The 20,699-nt window shown below is 69.3% G+C and carries 15 protein-coding genes and 1 pseudogene; 6 read left to right on the top strand and 10 right to left on the bottom strand.

The annotated features are described in order from the left end of the window. Nucleotides 1-129: 129 nt before the first annotated feature. Nucleotides 130-1,011: a dioxygenase family protein gene (locus tag AC3EUV_RS23895; RefSeq protein WP_435603861.1), complete on the top strand. Its 882-nt coding sequence runs from the start codon at nucleotides 130-132 to the stop codon at nucleotides 1,009-1,011. 282 nt (nucleotides 1,012-1,293) lie between these two features. On the opposite strand, the gene AC3EUV_RS23890 is transcribed toward AC3EUV_RS23895, so the two are convergent. The 7 genes from AC3EUV_RS23890 to AC3EUV_RS23860 all read right to left on the bottom strand — a co-directional run bounded on the left by AC3EUV_RS23890 (nucleotide 1,294) and on the right by AC3EUV_RS23860 (nucleotide 9,963). Further along, on the bottom strand, nucleotides 1,294-4,380 hold the full coding sequence (locus tag AC3EUV_RS23890; RefSeq protein ID WP_435603860.1) for a non-ribosomal peptide synthetase: 3,087 nt from the start codon (nucleotides 4,378-4,380) through the stop codon (nucleotides 1,294-1,296). 555 nt (nucleotides 4,381-4,935) lie between these two features. Then, nucleotides 4,936-6,210, bottom strand: coding sequence for a cytochrome P450 (locus AC3EUV_RS23885; protein WP_432142536.1), 1,275 nt, complete (start codon nucleotides 6,208-6,210; stop codon nucleotides 4,936-4,938). After that, nucleotides 6,207-6,827 (bottom strand): GTP-binding protein, encoded by a 621-nt coding sequence (locus tag AC3EUV_RS23880; protein WP_432142535.1) that lies wholly within the window; start codon nucleotides 6,825-6,827, stop codon nucleotides 6,207-6,209. Before AC3EUV_RS23880 ends, AC3EUV_RS23885 begins: the two co-directional genes overlap by 4 nt. Beyond that, nucleotides 6,808-7,161, bottom strand: a complete 354-nt coding sequence (locus AC3EUV_RS23875; RefSeq protein ID WP_432142534.1) for a DUF742 domain-containing protein — start codon at nucleotides 7,159-7,161, stop codon at nucleotides 6,808-6,810. Before AC3EUV_RS23875 ends, AC3EUV_RS23880 begins: the two co-directional genes overlap by 20 nt. After that, nucleotides 7,158-7,562: a roadblock/LC7 domain-containing protein gene (locus AC3EUV_RS23870; RefSeq protein ID WP_432142533.1), complete on the bottom strand. Its 405-nt coding sequence runs from the start codon at nucleotides 7,560-7,562 to the stop codon at nucleotides 7,158-7,160. The genes AC3EUV_RS23875 and AC3EUV_RS23870 overlap by 4 nt, the downstream gene beginning before the upstream one ends. A gap of 3 nt (nucleotides 7,563-7,565) precedes the next feature. Further along, nucleotides 7,566-9,107 carry a sensor histidine kinase gene (locus tag AC3EUV_RS23865; RefSeq protein WP_432142532.1) on the bottom strand — a complete coding sequence of 514 codons (1,542 nt, stop codon included), beginning with the start codon at nucleotides 9,105-9,107 and terminating at the stop codon, nucleotides 7,566-7,568. Between the two features lie 685 nt (nucleotides 9,108-9,792). Beyond that, nucleotides 9,793-9,963, bottom strand: a complete 171-nt coding sequence (locus tag AC3EUV_RS23860; protein ID WP_432142531.1) for a hypothetical protein — start codon at nucleotides 9,961-9,963, stop codon at nucleotides 9,793-9,795. Nucleotides 9,964-10,796: 833 nt separating this feature from the next. Between AC3EUV_RS23860 and AC3EUV_RS23855 the strand changes: the two genes are divergently transcribed. The 5 genes and pseudogenes from AC3EUV_RS23855 to AC3EUV_RS23835 all read left to right on the top strand — a co-directional run. Continuing rightward, complete coding sequence (locus AC3EUV_RS23855) at nucleotides 10,797-12,860, top strand: carbohydrate-binding protein (protein WP_435603859.1); 2,064 nt, start codon at nucleotides 10,797-10,799, stop codon at nucleotides 12,858-12,860. Between the two features lie 609 nt (nucleotides 12,861-13,469). Further along, nucleotides 13,470-13,997: a hypothetical protein gene (locus AC3EUV_RS23850; protein ID WP_435603858.1), complete on the top strand. Its 528-nt coding sequence runs from the start codon at nucleotides 13,470-13,472 to the stop codon at nucleotides 13,995-13,997. Then, nucleotides 13,994-16,654, top strand: coding sequence for a M48 family metallopeptidase (locus tag AC3EUV_RS23845; protein ID WP_435603857.1), 2,661 nt, complete (start codon nucleotides 13,994-13,996; stop codon nucleotides 16,652-16,654). The genes AC3EUV_RS23850 and AC3EUV_RS23845 overlap by 4 nt, the downstream gene beginning before the upstream one ends. Nucleotides 16,655-16,790: 136 nt before the next feature. Then, entirely contained in the window at nucleotides 16,791-17,402 is a 612-nt protein-coding gene (locus AC3EUV_RS23840; RefSeq protein WP_435603856.1) for a hypothetical protein, read from the top strand. Nucleotides 17,403-17,599: 197 nt separating this feature from the next. Beyond that, nucleotides 17,600-17,734 (top strand): annotated as a pseudogene (locus AC3EUV_RS23835) (MFS transporter); the annotation flags it as partial. 700 nt (nucleotides 17,735-18,434) lie between these two features. Here AC3EUV_RS23835 and AC3EUV_RS23830 read toward each other — a convergent pair. The 3 genes from AC3EUV_RS23830 to AC3EUV_RS23820 all read right to left on the bottom strand — a co-directional run bounded on the left by AC3EUV_RS23830 (nucleotide 18,435) and on the right by AC3EUV_RS23820 (nucleotide 20,289). Beyond that, nucleotides 18,435-18,809 (bottom strand): beta/gamma crystallin-related protein, encoded by a 375-nt coding sequence (locus AC3EUV_RS23830; RefSeq protein ID WP_435603855.1) that lies wholly within the window; start codon nucleotides 18,807-18,809, stop codon nucleotides 18,435-18,437. Nucleotides 18,810-18,827: 18 nt separating this feature from the next. Further along, the gene (locus tag AC3EUV_RS23825; RefSeq protein WP_432142526.1) at nucleotides 18,828-19,724 is read right to left on the bottom strand and encodes a hypothetical protein; all 897 of its coding nucleotides are present in this window, start codon (nucleotides 19,722-19,724) and stop codon (nucleotides 18,828-18,830) included. A 145-nt stretch (nucleotides 19,725-19,869) separates the two neighbouring features. Then, a complete protein-coding gene (locus AC3EUV_RS23820) occupies nucleotides 19,870-20,289 on the bottom strand; it encodes a peptidase inhibitor family I36 protein (RefSeq protein ID WP_432142525.1) in 420 nt (139 codons plus the stop codon). Between the last annotated feature and the right edge of the window lie 410 nt (nucleotides 20,290-20,699).

Genomic DNA, 20,699 nt, shown 5'->3' with positions numbered 1-20,699 from the left:
AGCCCAGCAGCGCACCCTGCGCACCATCGGCCACCGCGTCAACCAGGCCATCGCCCCCACCGACACCGGCCGCCCGGACTGACGATGCGCTTCATCCCCCGATCCGGCCCGCCCCGCAGAAGGCTCACTGTGTCCCCGATACTCCATCCCACCGTGCCCGCCGGCGCCTACGACGACTTCCTGCCCGACGCCCTGCGCCGAGCCCGCACCCAGCGCGACTGGACCCCCGCCGACGGTCCCCTGCCCGCCCTCTACGTCAGCCACGGCGCCCCGCCACTGCTCGACGACGGCCCCTGGATGCGCCAGCTCCTCAACTGGGCCCAGAGCCTGCCCAACCCCAGGGCCGTCCTGATCGTCTCCGCCCACTGGGAGCACGCGCCGCTGTCCCTGTCAGCAGCCGCCGCGCACACCCCGCTGGTCTACGACTTCGCCGGCTTCCACCCCCGATACCGTCAGGTGCGCTACGACACCCCCGACGCGAGCGCGCTGGCCCGACGGGTGGCGGCGATGATGCCGCACGACGAGCCCGTCCACCAGCACCCGAGCCGCGGCCTGGACCACGGCGCCTGGCTCCCGCTGATGGCCATGTTCCCGCTCGCGGACATCCCCGTACTCCAGCTGTCCATGCCCACCCACGACCCCGCCCGACTGCTGGAACTCGGCGCCCGGCTGGCTCCCCTGCGCGAGGAAGGAACCCTCGTCATCGGCTCCGGGTTCATGACCCACGGCCTCCACGCCATCACCCCCGACATGCTCCACAAGGGCACCGTCCCCGCCTGGTCCTCCGACTTCGACACCTGGGCCGCCGACGCCCTGGCCCGCGGCGACGTCGAGGAACTCGCCGCCTGGCGCGACCGCGCACCCGGCATGCCCCACGCCCACCCCACCCCCGACCACTACACCCCGCTGTTCATCACCCTCGGCGCCGGCGGCGACCCCGAACGGCCTGTGAGAACCGCCATCGACGGCTACGTCCTCGGCTTTGCCAAACGCTCCTTCCAGACCACCTGACACTCCCCCAGGCACAGAGCGCGAGCGGAAGATCGCGCAATTCCGGGATGCGATGCACCAAAACGCATGGAGTGAAGGGCCGGGGCGCCTCCCAGGGTCGATTGGCGCGCCGGCGATATGAAGCGACCTGCCGATCCGGACATCGCACAGCACCCCTACATGTTCATGGATACCGGTGAGACCCGCCCCCGCCTCCGGCGCACCCCCGCGCGTGCTCCGGTAACCAGAAGAGAACGGCCGCCGGCAGAGCGAACCACTCCTGACGCAGCGGGCGCCGACGGCTCAGGCGCCGCCGACGAGGAGGCCGCTGCGCTTGAGTCGGCTGAGGTAGGCGTCCAGCATTGTGCTGTCCACCGGCGGGCACGAGGTGTGCCAGGACGGCCAGAGCTGGTCGGTGCGTGTGCGCCGCACCTCGGGGAAAACGGTGTCGAAGTACATCTCCTTGACGCTGAAGTCGGCCTGGTTGGCCGGAGTGAGGAAGAGCGGCGCGAACGGCGCGATGGGCGAGGTGGGGTGGGCGCGCACGTGATCGACGAGCGTGTCGGTCCACTGCTGGTAGCTCACCTCGTCGATGCGGTGTCCGGCGGCGCGCATCCGGTCGACCATGTCGGCGAGCCACCCCGGCCGGGGGTTGGTCAGATGGACGACCCCGCCGAGGTACGGGAGCTGGGTGGCGATGCCGACGATCGCGTCGGTGACCGCGTCCACGGGTACCAGGTCGAGCGGGAGCGGCACCGCGGGGGCCATGCCCATCCGCACGATGGCGTCGAAGACGGCGCAGATGGCGCTGGTGGTGTTCCAGGCGCCGGTCCGGCTGTGGCCGGTGATCTCGTACGGGCGGTGGATGGTGACCGGCAGCCCGGTGCCTGCGGCATGGCCGAGCATCCGCTCAGCCACCCACTTGGTCTCGGGGTACCCCATGCTGAGCAGTTCGGGGTGGCTGAGCGGGGTGGTCTCGTCGACGTGGCGTACGCCGCCGACGCCGCTGCCGGCGAGCACGGCGGTCGTGGACACATAGTGGAACGGGATACGGCGCGGCCCTGCCAGCCGGACGAGGGTTCGTACGGCCTCCACGTTCGCCTGCCGCAACTGGCGGTAGGGGTAGAGGAAGTTGACGTGTGCCGCGTTGTGCACAACGAGGTCGAGGGTGTCGGCGAGCCGGCCGAAGTCGGCGGGGGTCAGACCCAGTTCGGGGTGGGCCAGATCTGCGGGCAGGGCCTGGACGCGGTCGGGGTCGGTGAGCTGGATGCCGTAGCGCTGCATCGCCTCGTCGACGCGGCGCATCGCCCCGGGCCGGTCAGCGGCGCGTACGGGGCAGTGGATGGTGGCGTCGGTGTCCCGCAGCAGGCGTTCGAGGAGGAACGCCCCGACGAAGCCGGTGGCCCCGGTGAGCAGGATGTGGCGGGCCCGCGTGGGCTGGGGCGAGGGGGCCGGGGCGACGGGAGGGAGCGGCTCCAAGCGGGCGTCGGCCTCGAAGTCCGGCTGCGGCGGGAACTCCGGTTCCGTGCCGTCGTGCTGGACGGCCGGTGCATTCCGGGTCGCGGAGCGGAAGGCGGCGAGGGTGGGGGTGGCCAGCAGGCTCTGGAGCAGCGGCGCGAAGCGGTCCGGCGCAAGCGCGAGGGCGGCGATGGTGCGGGTGACCGTGTGGGCCGCCAGCAGGGAGTTGCCTCCCTCGGCGAAGAAGCCGGTGTTGTCGGACACCTGTCTGCCGAGCACCTCGGCCCAGATGTCGGCGACGGCATCGCCGCTGTGGTGGACGGCGGCCCGCTCGGCCCCGCGCCGGTTTGCGGTGGAGGCGGCGGCGTTCCGCAGGGCCGCGTGGTCCGTCTTTCCGTTGACGGTGAGGGGGAGGCGTCCCAGGACGGTAATGGGGGCGGGGAGAGCGTGAGCCGGCAGGTGGCCCGAGAGGTAGTGGTGGAGTGTGGCCTGGTCCGGGGAGGCGGCGGAGTTCGCCGGGGTGACGAAGGCGCAGAGCCCCTTGCCGATTCCGTCGTTGCCCTGGACGAGCACCGCGGCTTCGGCGACGTCGGGGTGCCCGCGCAGCAGGGCTTCCACCGTGTCCAGTTCTATCCGGAAGCCGCGGACCTTCACCTGGCGATCGGTCCGGCCCCGGAATTCCAGCGTGCCGTCCGCACGCCGGAGCCCCAGATCGCCGCTGCGGTAGAGGCGGAGCGTATCCCCCGAGGGGGTGTGGTGGGTGACGAAGGCTCGGGCGGTCTCGTCCGGACGGTCGAGGTATTCCAGGGCGAGGCCCTCCCCGCCGATGTAAATCTCCGCCTCCTCCTCGACGCCGGCCGGGGTGCCGTCGGCGCGCAGCAGGTGGCAGCTGCTGCCGGCCACCGGCCGCCCTATCGGGATCGAGGAAGCGCTGGGCGGTACCCGGTCGACGTCGTACGCCGTGACCATGATGCCGCCCTCGGTGGGGCCGTACCCGTTGATGAGGTGGCGGGGGCGCCCGGCCGCGCACACGCTCGCGGTCAGGTCCGGGTCCATGGCCTCGCCCCCCATCAACACCATGTCCAGGGAGCCGAAGATCGCGGGGTGGGTGCGTACGGCGTGGTGGAACAGGCTGGTGGTCAGGAAGGCATGGGTGATGCGTTCCGCGCGGATCAGTGACCGCAGCCGCCCGGTGTCCAGCAGCACGTCCCGTTCGGCCACGACGAGGCAGCCCCCGTTGATCAGGGAGGTCCAGGTCTCGAAGAGCGAGCCGTCGAAGGAGAGGCCGAACGTCTGGAGGACGCGGGTGCCCGGACCAGGGCACCAGGGGTTGTCCCCGGCGGCGAGCCGGGCCACGGCGCGATGGGGGAAGACCACGGGCTTGGGGCGTCCGGTGGTGCCGGAGGTGAAGAGGATGTACGCGCAGTCGTTGGGCCGGCGGTCCGCGGCTGTCGGGATGTCACGGCCGGGTCCGGGGTCGGTCGTCATCAGGTCGTCGAAGGCGACCCATGCGATCGGTCCGTGGTCCGCGGGCACCGCCACGGTGTGTCCGGGAAGGGTCACGACCAGCCGTGCACGGGCGTCCGTGAGCATTTCGGCGGTGCGGGCCGAGGGGTGGTGGACGTCCACCGGGACGCAGACCGCGCCCGCCTTCAGAACGCCGACCATGGTGGCCGTAGCCTCCCACGAGCGGGCGCCCAGGACGGCGACGGCATCCCCGCTGCGTATGCCATGGGCGCGCAGTGCCCTTGCTATGGACTGCGACCAGTCATCGAGTTCCCGGTACGAGAAGACCCGGTCGCCGTCCTGCACGGCCGGGCTGTGGGGCGCACACGCGGTCCGGTGGGCGAGCAGGCCGGGGAGTGCGGCACCTGGTGGGGCGGGGGCCGGGGCGGGGTTCCCGGTATCGGCGACGGGCGTGTTGGTGTTCATCAGGGCTCCACACGGGGGGGGAAGGGCTCACGCGGACGGGGAGGCAGAACGCCGAGGAGCGGCCGTTGTCCTCGGGTGCTGTGAGGGCGGGTGAGTTCCGAGCGGCCGTGCGGTGATACCTCACCGAAGGCCGGAGGCCGCGGCCCGGCCGTTGTCCGAGCCGCGCACAGGAGTCAATTCGCTGACGGGCTACACACTCGGCGCAGGGGCGGCGTACCGGGCCGTTGGCGCACAGCGCCGCATCCGCAGGGTCTGACCTGCCAGGTGCGCTGAGCGACAACACCGACGGGGGCTCGCTGAGCTGATCCCAGCAGCAGTGCCCCCATCGGCATCACATTAAGACAGGACCCTGGCCAGGTAGGGCCGCAATATGGATCACAAGGATCACATTCACACGAGCCATTTGCTCTTCTCCCCAAGGGCCGGCGGCCCGTTCGGCGTGACGGCACGCGGATGCCCCGACGACGGGCCCCGTTGGCCATCCGGAAGCCGGATGGCTGACAACAGGCCGCTGCCGGGGCATCACCGGGCGACGAAGGTGCCGGATGGTGGCTGTCACCGGGTCGGCGTGAACTGCACGGGCAGCGCGACGAGATGGCGGTACATCAGCGACGACGACCACTTCAGTTCGGTCTCGGGAACGGCCAGCCGGAGGTCGGGGAGGCGGGCGAGCAGGGTGTCGACGGCCGTGTCGGCGATCGCGCGGCCGATGTGCCGACCCGGGCACTCGTGCGGACCGCTGCTGAACGCCAGATGGGAGCGGTTACCGTGCACCGGCGCCGTCAGATCGGGACGGATCGCGGGGTCCACGTTCGCTGCCCGCAGACCGAGCAGCAGCATGTCCCCCTTGGCGATGGCCTGTTCGCCCAGCTGTGTGTCACTGGTCGCCCAGCGCCCGAGCAGCGTCATCATCGGCGGCTCGTCCCACATGACCTGCTCCAGTGCGTCAGGCAACGTCATGTGTCCGCCGGCGAGATGCGCACGGAACCGGGGGTCGGTGAGAACCGTCCGCAGGGTGTTCGCGATCAGGTTGACCGTGGTCTCGTTCGCCGCGGTGAGGATGAGCCGCAGATGTTCGCGGATCTCGTCGTCGCTGAGGCCCGCGGGGTGCTCGATCAGCTTGGACGGGAAGTCGTGGCCGGGGTGGGCACGCTTCCGGTCGACCAGCTGCTGGAGGGTCCGGGTGAGGTACTGGTTGCTGGCCACCGCGGTCTGCGTACCGTTGAGCACGTCCTCGACGGCCGCCGTCAGGCTCGGCCCGTTCTCCTCCGGCATACCGAACAGCTGGGTCATGACACGCAGCGGAAGCCGGGCGGCGAACTGACCCACCAGGTCGGCCTGTCCCGATCCGGCGAACTCGTCGACCAGTTGGTGGGTGAAGCGGGTGATGTGGCGGCGGATGCCACGTGACGCGAAGCGGTCCAGGCTGTCGGTGACCGCGCCGCGGAGGCGTTGGTGCTCCTCCCCGTCGACGAAAACGCACAGCGGCTGCCAGGTCGTGATCGGCGCCAGCGGGTGGTCGGCCGGGACATGCCCCTGGGTCATGGCCCGCCAGTGACGGGAGTCGCGGGAGAAGACGCTCGGGGTGCGCAGGATCTCCAGGTTCTCGCGGTGCCCGAGGACCAGCCAGGCCGGCAGGTCGCCCTGGACGAGTACCGGAGCCACCGGGCCGTACTCGGCGCGCAGCTTCTCGTACACGCCCACGAGGTCGGCCTGGACCGCGGGGTCGTGCAGGCGGTACAGGCCCTCGGGGGCACGGACGTGTGCCGGGCAGCCTGGCGGCGGAGCCAGGTGGTAATCGGCGGAACGCTCGGGGGTGTTGGCGGTCACAGAGTCTCCGAGGTCTGGGCGGAGGAGCGCAGGTAGCGCATCAGCGTGATCAGGACGTCCCGGCTCGACTCCCGCCGGCGGGCGTCGCACACCACGATCGGCACCTGCTCCGGCAGGTCCAGTGCGCCGCGCAAATCCTCGGCGGGGTAGGAGGTCGCGTCGGGGAAGGCGTTGACCGCGATCACAAACGGTACTTCGGCCTCTTCCAGGCGGCCGATCACGTCGAAGCTGACTTCGAGCCGCCGGGTGTCGACCAGGACGACGGCGCCGAGCGCTCCTTCGAAGAGACCGTTCCACAGGAACCAGAACCGCTGCTGGCCGGGCGTGCCGAACAGGTAGAGCACCAGCTCCTCGTTCAGGCTGATCCGGCCGAAGTCCATGGCAACGGTGGTCGCCGTCTTGCGCTCGACGCCGGAGACATCGTCGACGCCGGCGCCGGCCTCCGTCATGGTCTCCTCGGTCGTCAGCGGGCGGATCTCGCTCACCGAGCGGACGAGGGTGGTCTTGCCAACGCCGAATCCACCGACGATGACGATCTTGACGGCGGTGGAGGCCGTCGACGGCAGCTGGTCCTCGCGTCGAGGCTCCATGACGTGGTCAGAGCTTCTGGAGACCATCGATAACCGCCTCAATCAGTGCTATGTCGGGGAGTTTGGCAGCCGGTGCACGGGCCTCCACCCGCCCATCGGTCAAGAGATCGTTGAGGAGCACGCCGACCACGCTCACCGGTAAAGCCAGATGCGCGGAGATCTCGGCGACGGAGAGCGGCGACCGGCAGATCCGGAGGATGGCGGCGATCTCGGGCTGCATGCCCAGCTGCGATTCCTCCCGCGTGACGATCAACGTAACAAGGTCGAGTGCAGCCTGATCGCCGCTCTGCGAGCGGCCCCCCGTGATCACATACAACCGCTCGGGCCCGGCCGTGTCCCAGTCCTGGCCGGATGTGGTCACCGCATCTGTCCGTCGACCCGCGGCGGGCTGGTGAGGTGTGCGCCGATCCGGGCCACGAGGTCACGCATGCACTGTCCGACGAGCCCCGCGTCCACGCCTTCGTCGGCGAGCACGGCGAGATGCGCACCGGCGCCGGCAGCCATCAGGTACATGAACCCGCCGCTGACCTCGATAACGACCATCCGCATCCGGCCGTCGCTGTGCGGGAACTCGGAGGCAACCGCACCGGACAGGCTCTGGAGTCCGGAACCGATGGCGGCCAGGCGGTCGGCGGTGTCCTCGCTCGTGTCGTACCGGGCCATGCACAGGCCGTCCGACGACAGCACCACGATGTGACGGGTCTGGGGGACGCTCTCCGCGAGGTCCTTGAGCATCCAGTCCATGTCCGCATGCCGTTGCATCGGCTACTCACCCTTGTCCGAAGTGTCGTTGCTGTTCCGAGCCGGCGCCGGCTTTGGCCGTTCGCCGGAGAGACCACTGTGCAGCTCTGCCATCCAGACGCCGGGCGCCGGTTCTTCGTGCGCGGTCGCCGCCGGACCCGGCAGGGAGGCTGCCGTCTTACGGGCCGGGTTGGGCGAGCGCCGGCGCCGCTGCGGCAGTCCGCTGGCCGTCACCTTGGTCCCGGCGGGCTCCTCCGCGGCGCGGCCTGGTTCCACCGCGTGGTGTGCGCCGGTGTCCTCCATCGCGGCCCGTGGCGCGGAGTGCTCGACCGGTGCGTCGTCGGGAACACCTGCGGCAGGCGGATCGGAGCGGCGCGCCACCGGACGCGGGCCCGAGGCCGCGCCGATGCCGTGTGCCCTGCCCTGTGCGGGCGCGGTGGTAATCGATGCCTTCGGCACGCTCAGTACGGCGCGCACTCCCCCATAGGCCGAGGGCGGCAGCGACACCTGGAAGTCGTAGGCCCGCGCGAGGCGGCCGACCACCGCGAGTCCCAGACGCGGCGACTCACCGAGGTCATTGAGGTCGATACCGGCCTGGGCCTCGGTCAGCATCCGTTCGGCCCGCCCGCGTGCCTCCTCGCTGAGGCCGATACCGCCGTCCTCGATCTCGATGGCGATGCCCATGTGCACCTCCACCGCGGTCAGATGGACGCGGGTCTTGGGCGGCGAGTAGCGCGTGGCGTTGTCCAGCAGCTCGGCCAGCGCGTGGATGAGCGGTTCGACGGCCGGCCCGACGATGGCGACATCCGCGACGGAGTGCAATTCCACACGCTGGTAGTCCAGAATCCGGGACATCGCACCGCGCAGCACGCTGTAGAGCGGCACCGGCTTGCTCCATTGACGTCCCGGCCGGGCACCACTGAGGACGGCGATGCTGTCCGCCAGCCGCCCGATGAGTGCCGTGCCGTGGTCGAGCCGCAGCAGGTCGGCGAAGAACTCCGGCTCCTGGCCGTGCCGGTCCTCCATCGCGCGCAGGTCCGTTGCCTGCTGGTGCACGATGGCCTGGACCCGGCGGGCGACGTTGACCACACCGCGCTGCGCGGAGTCGCGCATGGTCTCCTCGGCCTGCACCGCCTCGACCACCGAGCGCAACAGGGCCTCGTGCGCCGCCCGGAACTGCGGGCTGAGCCCGTTGTCCGCAACGGTGAGGGACGCCAGAACGTCCTCGGCGAACTCACCCTCCTGAAGCCTGCTGACGGCCACCGGGAGCTGCTGCTCGGCGAGACGGATCGTCGCCGCTTCCTGCTGACGCAAGTGCTGGAGGAGCTGCGTCTCCCGTTCGGCGGCCTCGGCGCGCACAGCGGACAGCTCCTGGCCACGCCGCGCCGCCACCGCCGACACCAGGGCGATGCCCCCTGTGGCGATCATGCCGCACCAGAGCACCGCGTCCGTGACCGCGGGCGGCACGAGCGCTGCGGCAACTGCGGTCGCCACGGCTGTGGGTGCCGACCAGGCTGCAACGAATCCGGAATGCGAGCCTGCGGGCGACGACGCAGTACGAACCATCAGCATCCTCAATCGTGGGGGACCTACAGTCACCTGGACCACGGCGCGGCAGGGGCAACCAACGTCCCGCTCACCCCGCCCGTCCGAGACGACAACAAAGCGATGGCCCGAGGGCACCGGAACTGCTCAATCCGTGCACTCGACCGATAATACTGTAACCGGAATTGACCGCTTCGCATACGCATGGTGGCACAGATGCGACCACATCTGACCAAGACGACTTCACACAGCCCAGCCGCACGTGACGCTCCGTCAAACTCTCTGGGCTCACCGCCACTTCGACAGCGGGACCGATCGACGCCCCGGTACGCATTTCTCCACCTGCACAAACATACGAGGAACGCGCCACAGTCACGCTCCCCACCGCACGCCACGACGCCGCCACGACGGATGCTCTCTGTAACGCCGTCATATCCGTGCACAACGCGGGATGTCCATGACATTGATACACGCCTTTAACACCGGCCACCCGCCCGGATCACTCAACCCGCCACTCCGCGGCTGCATTCCATCAACTGATGGTTAAATCCCAGCGACGACGAGGATGACGACACGCCAACGAAGGGCGGCGGCAAGCGCGGGGTGCGGTCGCGGCCCTGCTCCAGCACGCCCACATGCGCCTGACCGAAGGCGGCTGGTGCGCCGGAGCCATGACCGACTGGCTGCGGTTCGGCTCTGGCTCCGCTCATGACGCGCCCTCGCCGCTCCCCTCGCGGAGGCTGTGGAACCCGGTGTACTGGTCGTACATCAAGTCGTAGAAGGAGTCGAAGCGTTCCGGTCCCATCCCTGACCACGAGGCGAGCCAGTAGCCGGCCCATTCGCCACGCTCGTCGACGTCCTGGGGATCGAGGAGCATGACGGCGGCGTCACCGTCGAGAGAGAGGCGCAGGGAACGGGCGAGGATCTCACCCTCGGGCTCTATGTCCTCGTCGGCGAACTCGGTGTCACTGTATGCCTCGATCCAGCCGGAATCATCGGAATCGGCCAGCCAGGCGAGCTCAGAGCTGCCCGCGAGCCGGTAGATGAGAGTGCGGCTTCAACCGAGCCGGACAACACATGTAGGGCGCCGGCCCTGGGCGGTCAGCTCAACCGACTCGACTGCTGCGTCAACCGCCGGCCCGTGGAGGGCACCGCCCGTTCTGGCGAGAGACGCCCCGGATGCCGCGCCTCATCCCTTTCACCATCCTGCTTCCACCTATGTAATGAAAAACATGTGTAAATCCTTGTCACGTCTCTGTGTCAGCACTACTTTCTGGCCACTCGCAGCCGATGCCGCGGCGCCTTTGACGGGTGTGGTGGGCCGCCTGCGTTCGGCCCTGCACGGTCATGTGAAAGGTGGAGGCGGGCATGGGTGTGGGTGCAGAGGGTGAGCTGAGGCGCTGGCGGTTCCTTCAGGGCCTGGGCGCTTCGGCGCTGGCGGTCGGTGGCGGGGCGACGCTGAGCGCGTGCGGTGGTTCGGGGGGCTCCGCCACTGATGACCATCTGCCGGCCGGTCGAAAGGCCGGCCACCGAAGTCGCCCGACTCCTCATCAGCCGGCTCTCCGGCCGCGAGGTCCCCGCCGGTGAATTCCTCTTCCAACCCCAGGTCGTCGTACGTGGCACGACCGGCCCCCACCCATGTCCGGTAGCCGCCCGCTGAGACTACTGCCGGGCAGACCCAACCATCACACAACGTCATTGGAGGACCCCATGCGTAAACACAGACCGCCCTGTAGAACCCGCGCCCACCTGGGACTGCTCTCCCTGCTCGCAGGAACGCTGATCCTCATACCCGTCACCACGGCACACGCGGACGGCCCGCTGGTGTTCGCCAACCCCAGCTTCGAATCCGGCGCCACTGACGACTGGACCTTCACCACGGACCAGGCGGGAGTAAACGAGAACCCCCACTCCGGCTCCAAGAGCGGCTATCTCAACCAGGGCTCGGGCTACAGCATGAGCCAGACGGTGACCGCACCTCAAAGCGGTACGTACGACTTCAGTGGCTGGTTCGCCGCCTCCGGCGACGGCGGCAGTCTCGTGATCAAAGTGAATGGCACTGCCGTGGGGTCAGCGGCGAGCATTCCCTCCCAACAGCTCTACAACAAGCAGACGGTCAGCCGGATTTCCGTGGACCAGGGTGACGAGGTCACCTTCGAGGTCGACTCGTCGCCCAACGGATGGGTCAACGTCGACGATGTCGAGGTCTCTCCCACCGCCCCCAACGACCCCCAGATCGGCGACAGCGACTGTACCGGCAACGACTGCGCCACTCTCCGGGCGATGTTCAGCTGGGCCAAGGCCAAGGCCAACTCGTGGGTCCGTATGCCTGATTCCACCGGGCCGATCAACGCCGACGAGAACACCACCGGAGGCAGCTCGACCGGCACCTACAGCACCACCTACTGGGCCGGATACCCCTACCGCTCCGACTTCTACCTCCGCGACACCGCCCACCAGGTCGTCGGCGCGCACCTGCTCGGCCTTGACGCCGAGAACGAGACCATGCTCAAGGCGTTCGCCGCATCGGCGAACGACTCCAACACCTCCGGCACCAACGACCCCTACTGGTCCATCAACTTCGACGCGAAGACGCCCGGCTCCATCGACTACTCAAGCTCGACCAGCTTCGTCCGCGAACTCCCGGCCCCCTTCGAGCTCGTTCAGAAGATCAACGACGCTTACACCTGGACCGGAGACAGCGACTACGTGAGCGACTCCACGCTGTCCACCTACGTGTCCAACACCGTCGGCTCCTCAAGCGACACCACCAGCCCCTTCATCAAGCACCACACTCCCTCCGCCCCCGTGGTCGACAACGGTGACGTCCCCATCCCCGAAGCAACCAGCAACTCGATCTTTGACGGCACCGCCACCTACAACGAAGGGTCCGGTGCGGCCCTCGCGCAAGCGGGCGACGCCGTCGGATCGCAGTACCAGGCGTACCTGGCCGCCGCGAATCTCGCCAAGGCCAACAACGACAGCACCAACGCCGACCACTACAGCCAGGCCGCGACCGACCTGCGCGACCGCTTCAACAGCACCTGGAGCGGGGACTCCAGCGACGACACCGCCAGCAACGTTGTCCGGGCCTATGACACCAGCGGAAACCAGGTGACCGGCTGGGGCAACGAGAACTCCTGGTTCATGCCGCTCAAGAACCTCATGAACCCGGGGACGCGCGCGAACAACTACCTCAGCTACATCGACACCCAGGCCACGGACTCCGGCCCCGCCAACCTGGAGGCGTACACCTACCTGCCCGACGTCTACTTCCAGCACCCCAACGTCACGGTCAACAGCTCGAACAGCAGTGATACCGCGTGGAAGTGGATGCAGTACGTCTACAGCAAGATCGGCGACACGCACACCACCGGCAAGTTCCTCAACGGCGACTACCCCGAGATCTCCTTCACCCTGGTCAGCCAGATCGTCCAGGGACTCATGGGCATCCAGCCGGACGCGGGCAACGCACTGTCCACCCTGTCCCAGCTGCCCGGCAACATCAGCACCCTTCAGGTGTCCTCGATCCCCGTTGGTTCAGGGACCGTGACCCTGAAGCACAGCAGCGCGACCGACTCCACCCTCAGCAACACCTCGTCCTCCGGCAGCTACAGCTGGACCGCCAAGTTCCTCGGGAAGCACACCAACATCAGCGTGTGCGGCAGCTCTCAAACTCCGAGCTATGGCACGACCACCGACGGCTCCGACTACACCTACGCCACGGTCGACGTTTCCGCCGGGCAGAGCTGCGAAGTCTCCGTCAGCGACTGACAGAAGGAAGGATCACGAGTAGATAGATCAACGGCACTTCTCCGAAATCGGAGAAGTGCCGTTGATCGGCATTCCGCACCAGCGGCGGGGTGACTGGCTGGTGTCGGGTCGGCCCGCGATACCTCTTGACCGGTAGCTGGTCGTCCGGGCCGCGCTCCTCGCCATGGCGTGACGGTGTAGTTCTGGCACGGCTTGCATTCGGCCGCCAGGGTCAGCGCGGTCAGCGTGTCGACGTCGCCAACAAGTGGGCGCTCCTGATCATCGAGACGGACGGGTTGTTCACCTGAGTCGAATCCACCATGAGGCAACCCCAGGTTGGCAGTTGAGTGAGCGTCAACCACAGTTGTCACTCGCGCCCAGCGCCGGCCGTCGCCGCGGCCACCGGTACCTGCCCCCAAGAATCCCAAGCAAGGGCACAGTCCGGCATGACCGCCGTGAACTGCACTCGAGGTTGAGGTGGTGGCGGTGTGGGTGCGGTCGTGGCCGCCCCGCCGACGGCCACTGATCCGAGAGCTACGGCGGCGCGGGGGCCGACCTTTGCGACCGGCATTTCGCGGGCATGGGGAATCAGAGAGCCATTGGCAGGTACCAGAGCGTAAGGGAGAGTCCATGGGACTGGCGGTGCGCCAGGTGGTGTGTGAGGTGGTCGCCGAGACGGCGTCTGAGGAATTGCCACTGATCGAAGGAATGCGTTACCTGGATGACTCCGCGGTGGACCGCGCTCTGCTGAGGCGTGGTCGCAGCCGGGAACCGCTGGGATTCGGACTGGAGATGGCGGTCGCCCTGGTGACGCCTGTGCTTTGGGCCGTTCTGGCGGAGCTGGCGAAGCAGACGCTGAGCACGGTCGGGGAGGGGGCGGCTCCCCGGCTGCGGAGCCGGGTGCGGGGACTGTTCCGGCGGTCCGACGACCCCACGCACCTGCAGTTACCGCCGTTGTCCCAGGAGCAGATCGTCCAAGTGCGGGATGCGGTACTGGAGCGCTGTACAGCGGCGGGAGTCGAAGACCCGCGGGCGCTCGCGGTCGCTGACGGCGTCGCGGCCCGCCTGGCGCTCGACGCGCTGCCGGGCGGCGGTCTCCGTCAGGACGCGGAGGCGGACGGCGCCCCTGACCAGCCGCAGCGGGAGCAGGGCGAATGACCTCGCCGCGCAACACGGAGGCCGAGACGGAACTCTCCCGGCTCGACCGCAGGGTGCTCGGCGCCGGCACCACGCTCCGCTTCGTCCTGCTGGTTGTCCTGGTGACGGCGAGCTGTCTCCAGCTGACCTGGATCATGGCCAGAGGTTTACGTGCCACGCCTCGTGACCCGAGCAGCTGCCTTGCCGACCGCGGCGTCCGTGGCGAGGCGGCCTATCAAGCCTGTCTGAACTCAGTAACGTACCCCTCCTCTTGGGCCTGGAGCATCGGCGGCACATTGCTGGTCTTCTTGCTCGCGCTGATCGGCTACGTCTGGCTGCCGCGCTGGAAAGTACGCGGTGGCAGACTCGTGGCGGTCAGAGATTCCGAACTCCTGGATGAGCTGGTGCAGTTGACGAGGCAGGCCGGACTGGACAGGCCTCCGTCGTTCGTGATGGACCCAGTGGCGGCCACACCCAGTGCGGTGGTCTTCGGGCGGTGGCGCAGCCACACGGTGAGCCTGCACGGCGGGCTCATCGCGCGACGCGCGGCGGACCCCGACGGTTTCCGTACCGTCGTCCTGCACGAGCTCGCACACATCCGGAACCGGGACGTGGACATCGCCTATGCCACCGAGGCGCTGTGGCGGGCGTTCGCGCTCGTGGTCCTGCTCCCGTATGCCGTGATGAACATCTATCCACCCATGGCGAGCCCGTCAGAGTTCCTCGAACAACTGCCGAGCCGGTGGTTGATCGGTCTGCGCGGCCTGGTGTACCCGCTGGTCCTGGCGGCTCTGGTGATGCTGGCGCGCGCCGATGTACTCCGGACCCGCGAGCTGTATGCGGACCTTGACGCGGTCCGGTGGGGCGGAAGCCCGCAGGCGCTCGCCGTGGGCGGGGCCGCCCCGATGACCGTGGGCTTCGGCCTCCGAAACGTAGGACACCGCTTCGTCTCCCTGTGGCGCACTCACCCGGCGTGGACGGAGCGCCGGCAATCGCTGCTGGATCCGGCGGCGCTGTTCGGCATCCGGGCGACCACCATGGTGCTCACGGCGGCGGCCGTCGTGGAATCGGGACAGGCCACGCTCCTGCTCCTCGACCGCGACCTCCCCCTCCCTCGTGACGCCGACACCGTGTCCGCGTGGCTGGAGGCGGCGCTGATCACCGGCATCGTCGGCACGGCACTGTGGAGGGCCGTGACCCACGCTCTGCTGGCCGGTCGGCCCACCCCCTCGGGACTCCGGGCGGGGGTGTGGCTGGGCCTCGGGCTGGCCGCGGGTGAACTGGTCTTCCGCTCCTCCAGCCGCGACTGGCCACCGTCCCACCCCCATGTGCTGCTGCTGCTCATCGCGGGGTGCGCGGGGCTGACCTGGTGGGCAGCGCAGTGCGTCGAGACGTGGATCAGGATGTGCCGCGGCCGGTCACTTCGGTGGGTGCAGCTCGGCGGTATGGCCATCACGATGGCCGTCTTCGGCTCCTGGTTCGTCTGGTGGGACACACAAGGGCACCTCTACCTGGGGGATGCGCACATCTCCGGGCTGTTCGATCGCCTGCAGGACCACTTCCCGTACTCCGGCACCCCCGGCCAGTTGCGGTCCTTGCGTGAGTTCTCCCCGGTCTTCGGCCTCGTGCTGATGATGGAGCCGGCCTTCATGGTCGGTGGCGTGCTGTTGTGGCTCTACCCCCTCACCGCCTGGATGCGCCGACCCGTCGCGGGCGTACCGGAGTGGGTGCGCCGAGCGCTGCCGGACACGGACATGCCGCCCGCCGTGCCGACCGGACTGCCCCCGCTCGGCTGGGTGCTCAAGCACGGTGCGGTCGGTGGCGCGCTGGCGGTCTGCACCGTCACGGCGATCCGGGTGTGGCTGCATCTGCGGCCCGTCGCCTGGGACGAGCGAGGAACAACAGCCTGGAACATGTTCGTCCTGCTCTGGATCGCGGTGTCGCTGTGTGCCGCCGCCGCGGTGACCGCCATCGTGGTCTGTGCGCAGGCGCCCGGGTGCCGGTTGCCGGCAGCCCTTGTCGCGGCGGGCTGCGCGCTGCTGCTGGGGCTGGCCGGTGCCTTCGTCCTGGGGGCCACCGACGGATGCGTCCCACAGATGTCGGTGCAGTCGACATGCGGCTGGCAACCGGCACAATACTGGCCGCTGCTGCGCTTCCTGGCGGCGTTCTCGATGTCCGTGGGCTTCTTCGCGGTGGTGATCGTCACCCCGCTCGGGGTCGCTATCCGGGCCGTGCGCCACCGGCGCGGTCGCCGGAGCACAGCCCGGCCCGGTACGGTGCAGTGCACCGATGGGCCGGCCTCCCGGCCCTTGGGGAAGGGTCCGGTCCTGGGCCTGATGGCGGGCGGCGGAGCGCTGGGCATCCTGGCCGTGGTCGCCGCACGGCTCTGGCTGCACACCCAGCGGCCGGCCGACAGGTACTCCTCGTCCCGGGTGTGGCTCCAGTGGTTCCAGAGCTCCCAGTCGTCGATCGCCCTCGCGCTGGTGCTCGCCGTTGCCCTTGCCACGGTCGCGGCGTCCCGCACGGCAGGGCGCCGCGGGCTCTCCGGGCGGGCCCGTGCGCTGATCGCCACCGGTGTCGCGGGAGCGACTTCGGTCGCGGGGGCGGCGGCGACGTTCGTCCTCACGGGGGGCGGACGGCTGCACACCACGCCTCGCTGTCCTGACGGACACCTGTGATTGGCGGCCCGCGAAGAGCTGGCCGGTCCTCCAATTCCTGTTCGCACCGAGCGCCGTTGCCCTGGGCACCAGTGCGGTGGGCGCGGGCGCCGTGCTCACCGTGGCCTGGAGGTGGTGGCGGCGACGTGGTCCGGGGGTGCCACCTCCCGGCCAGCCGGCTGCGGCGGGCCGGATCTGGTGGCATCGCGCCTACCTGGCTCTGGTCTGTGTCACCGTCCTCGTGCTGTTCTCCGGCTGGTGGCAGGAGATGGCGCGGAGGAACGAGGAGTTTGCGGCCGCCTTCCCGCAATCACAGGAACGCGATCCCGGACCATCGCCGGGGGAGCCCGGTTCCGGCACGACCGTCCGGCAGCGCCTGATCGTGTGGCAGCTGAACGGGGGCCGGGCCATGCAGCAGGACTTCGCGGCGAATGTACGCGCCATGGGCACCGCGCTGACAAACAGCAGCCGGAACCCGGATGCGCTCCTTCTCGTGTGCGACCACTGGGTGGTGAGCGGCCGCCGAGCCCTGGCGGTCACTTCGATTCCGGAGCCGTCCGCCCAGAAGCACTGGTTCCGGGCCGCCACGCTCGCCGTGAAGGGCGGGGCGCAGTGTCACCAGGCGGTGGAGAAAGACGACGTCTCCCTCCTCGGGCGCAGTGTGCGCACGCTGATCTCGGCCCGGAACGAGTTGGACGAAGTCCGCCTGAGGTTCGGGCGCTTCGGGGTCCCGGCCGATCGCTACGATCAGTCTGAGCCTGCGCGGTGAGGACGCGGGCTGGGAGACAGCATCAGGGCCCACGTCAGCAGTGGCCGGGCCGGCTTACGTTGATCGTGCCGCGGGCGACCGGGTGGTGGCCCGCGGGGCTTGCGCGCCTCACACGCCTCAGCCATCACGATTTCGTTGTAGAGCGCCGATGCGGCTACAGCGTTTTCTTACCGGGCCTCTGTGTGCACCGAGCCCCCGAGCGCCTCTTCTTGACGCGCGGGCTCACCGCTTTCTTTTTGCTCGCATCGTTCGGGACCCTGTGGAGCGGACTGTCCTTGCCGCTGGCGGACGCACCCTGGCACCTGAGCGAGAGCCAGACCGGAATATGTGGCCGGCGCCGTCGCCGCGGAGAGGGTTCGCACATCGCCCGGTCCGGAAAGACGAAAGCCGCGACGGTCGACCACTGGTCCAAAACGCCCACGCCAGCGGCAGGGCCGTCCCAAGCCCGGCCGACCATCAGGCCCTGGAGCACGGCGGCGAACCCCGACGACTCTCGGCCATCACACCGCACGACCGTCGTAGGGCACACCGCGTCGGTTTCCTGACGCCGCCGGCTTCGCCGCGGGCCTTGGCGGCCCCGCTGCGTGATGCAGCACCACCCTGGCCAGATCGATACCCGACAACGCACCGCGTTGTTCCCGCAGGACTGCCTCCCGGGGTTGGTCGTCTCGGTCGTTCCGGCCTCCTACCGGCCCCCAGGGCCATCAGCGCGCTGCGGATGCCGCCCGCGAGGCGGAGCGTGCTCTGCACCAGGCCAGCGCCGTACATCTGCTAAGCGGCGTGCCGCCCGAACCCGTCGGCCGTGGATGTGATGAGCGTCGGCTCACCGTGCATGAACTCGCCCCAGGCCGTCACCCACAGAGCCACCCGTCGCCCACTCCAAGGACTCGTCACCGTGTACGACTCGTCAGGGCGACGTGGTGGCCTCTGGCTGTGCAAGTTGGTGTGCGCCTTGAGGGTGCGGCGGCAGGCGGGGAGGGTGCGGTTGCCGTCCTGCGCCCGGCAGCGGTTCGTTGCTGGCCGAGCCCGCTGTCAGCGGAAGTAGAGGGAGCCTGCCTTGTCGAACATGCCGGAGTGGTCGCCGAAGTGGGGCTCTGACTCGCCCGGTTTCAGGGAGAAGTGGGCGCCGGAGTGGTTGATGTGCTGGTAGAAGGTGACGGTGCGCTTGCCGGTGTTCTTGGCGGAGCCGATGCGGTCAACGCCGCGTGCCGGCAGATTGGGCACGCTACGGGTGAAGACCGTGTACTTGCCGTGGAACTTGGGGTCTTCGAAGACCTTGACCTTGGCTCGGTCGGCCTTGAGCGGCCCGGCGGCTGCCAGAGGCCCGTCGGCGGAGGACGGCAGTGCACAGGCGAGTGTGAGGGCGGCTGCGGCGCCGGCGGCGGCGGCCAGGTGGCTGATACGCATGAGAACTCCGTTGGACGGTTACTGGTCGGACAGGTGGTGTTGGTTGTTTGTGGGATCCTGGTGTTTCAGGACGCGGCGGGCGGCTGACAGCCAGCGGTCCTTGCGGGCCTTCGCCTTGTGCAGGCGGTCGGCGTTCTGCCGGATCAGGCGGCGTTGGACGCGGGTTTCGGCCGCTGCCCATACCTTCACCAGCTTCGCCGACTTCTGGCAGGCCACGTCGGCGCGGGCGGTGGCGCGTTCGGCCGAGGTGGGTTCGGACGTCTCCCAGCGCTCGTTGCCGGCGGCGGTATAGGGGTCCGGGTAGTCGAAGCCCGCCTTGGCCATGCAGGTGTGCCATCGGCGCAGGGCGTCGCGTACTTCGGGGGCGCGCCGGGAGGTTTCCAGGGCGGTGCCGGTCAGCTGGTTGAAGGCGTGGTAGTCGGGTGGGGCGGTGTCGCCGACGAGTTGGCGGTCGGTGGCCTTGAGGCAGCCGCCCTTGCCGGAGGGGCCGTAGGCTGCGCGCTGCACCTTGGCCGGGAGCGCCTCGCGCAAGTCCCAGACACGGTTGCGCCGTACGAGCGACGGCGGGTCGGGGCTGGGGTGGTACCCGTAGCGGGCGGCCTCCGCCTCGTCGGCGCCGTACCGTCTGAGGTTCGGCGGTTCGGTGTCGCGGGCGTCCACCCGAGGCAGGGTCTTCCACTGCATGCCCCGCTCCTTCATGCACCGGCGCATGAGGATCTCCTGCGCGTCTTCCACGAGGTGGGTCTCGGCCACGCTCGACGCGTAAGCGTCCAGAGGAAGGCGGAGCTGCCTGGCCTGGCGGGACACCGGCAGGGAGTGCCGGGCGGGCGCGGGTTCGTGCTCGGCGGCTGTGCAGGCGGTGGTGGCCAGCAGTAGTGCGAGCGCGGTGGTGGTCCGGGCGCGGGAGGGCGGCATGGTGGCCTCTCGTCGTGCAGGGCGCGGCGCGCGTGGAGTGGGAGCAGGGGGAGGACGGGGGCAGAGCCGGGCAGGGGCGGGGCGGGGTGCGGCCCCCGTTCGCCGCACCCCGCCCGTCAGCAGGCGTTGCTGATACGGCCCGCTGTCAGCAGCGGAACTTGATGGAGCTCGTCGCGTCGCTCATGTGGGGGTGGTCGCCGAAGTGGGGCTCCCGCTCGCCCTTGGCCAGGGAGAAGCGGGCGCCCTCGTATGCCTTGTGCTGGTAGAACGTGACCGTGCACTTGCCCTGGTTGATGGCGGAGCTGATGGTGTCGTTCCAGCCGTCCTTCTTCAGGTTGCGCATGTTCTCGGTGAAGGTCGTGTTCCGGTTCTTGTACTTGGCGTCCTGGTAGACCTTGACCTTCCGCTTTGCCGCGAGCGCCCCGAGGTCGGAGGTGTCGTGGGCGGCCACCGTGTGGGACTGCTCGGCGGGCGTCTGGGTGTCGCCGGCGAAGGCCGGCAGTGCGACACCGAGGGTGAGTGCGGCGGCGGCGGTACTCGCAGCGGCTATGTGACGGATACGCATGAGATATGTCCTTTGGCTAGTTCTCGGATGGTGGTGAGGATTGGTCTGTCCACTGGCTGACCTGATCGGCCTGTCGCGGCTGCCGTTGACAGCTCGTAGCACCTGGCGGCTCCGGCTCGCAGGCTGATCCGTGGACGGTGTCCGGGTGCTGTGTCGCTGCCGCTGAGCCGGGGATTGCGGCGCATGGTGTGCCCATTGGCCATTGGCCCGCGGCCCGGTGACACTCAGGAGGGCGCGATAAGGCTTGCCATGGCCTTCAGCGTGGCGGGTTGCGCCGATGGCGTCATCGGCCCCGGGTCAGGTCGGCCCGGGTGCCCCAGCTGAGGCGCCCTCATGCAGAAGGCCGGGGTGGCCTTCTTGAGGTTTCCCGTCTGGCTCGTTCGGTCTCTGACGTACCGTCATGAGTCCCC

The organism is Streptomyces sp. bgisy130, from assembly GCF_057708345.1.
Note: the sequence above shows the minus strand (reverse complement) of the source record. Positions and strands in the feature narration are given on the sequence as shown.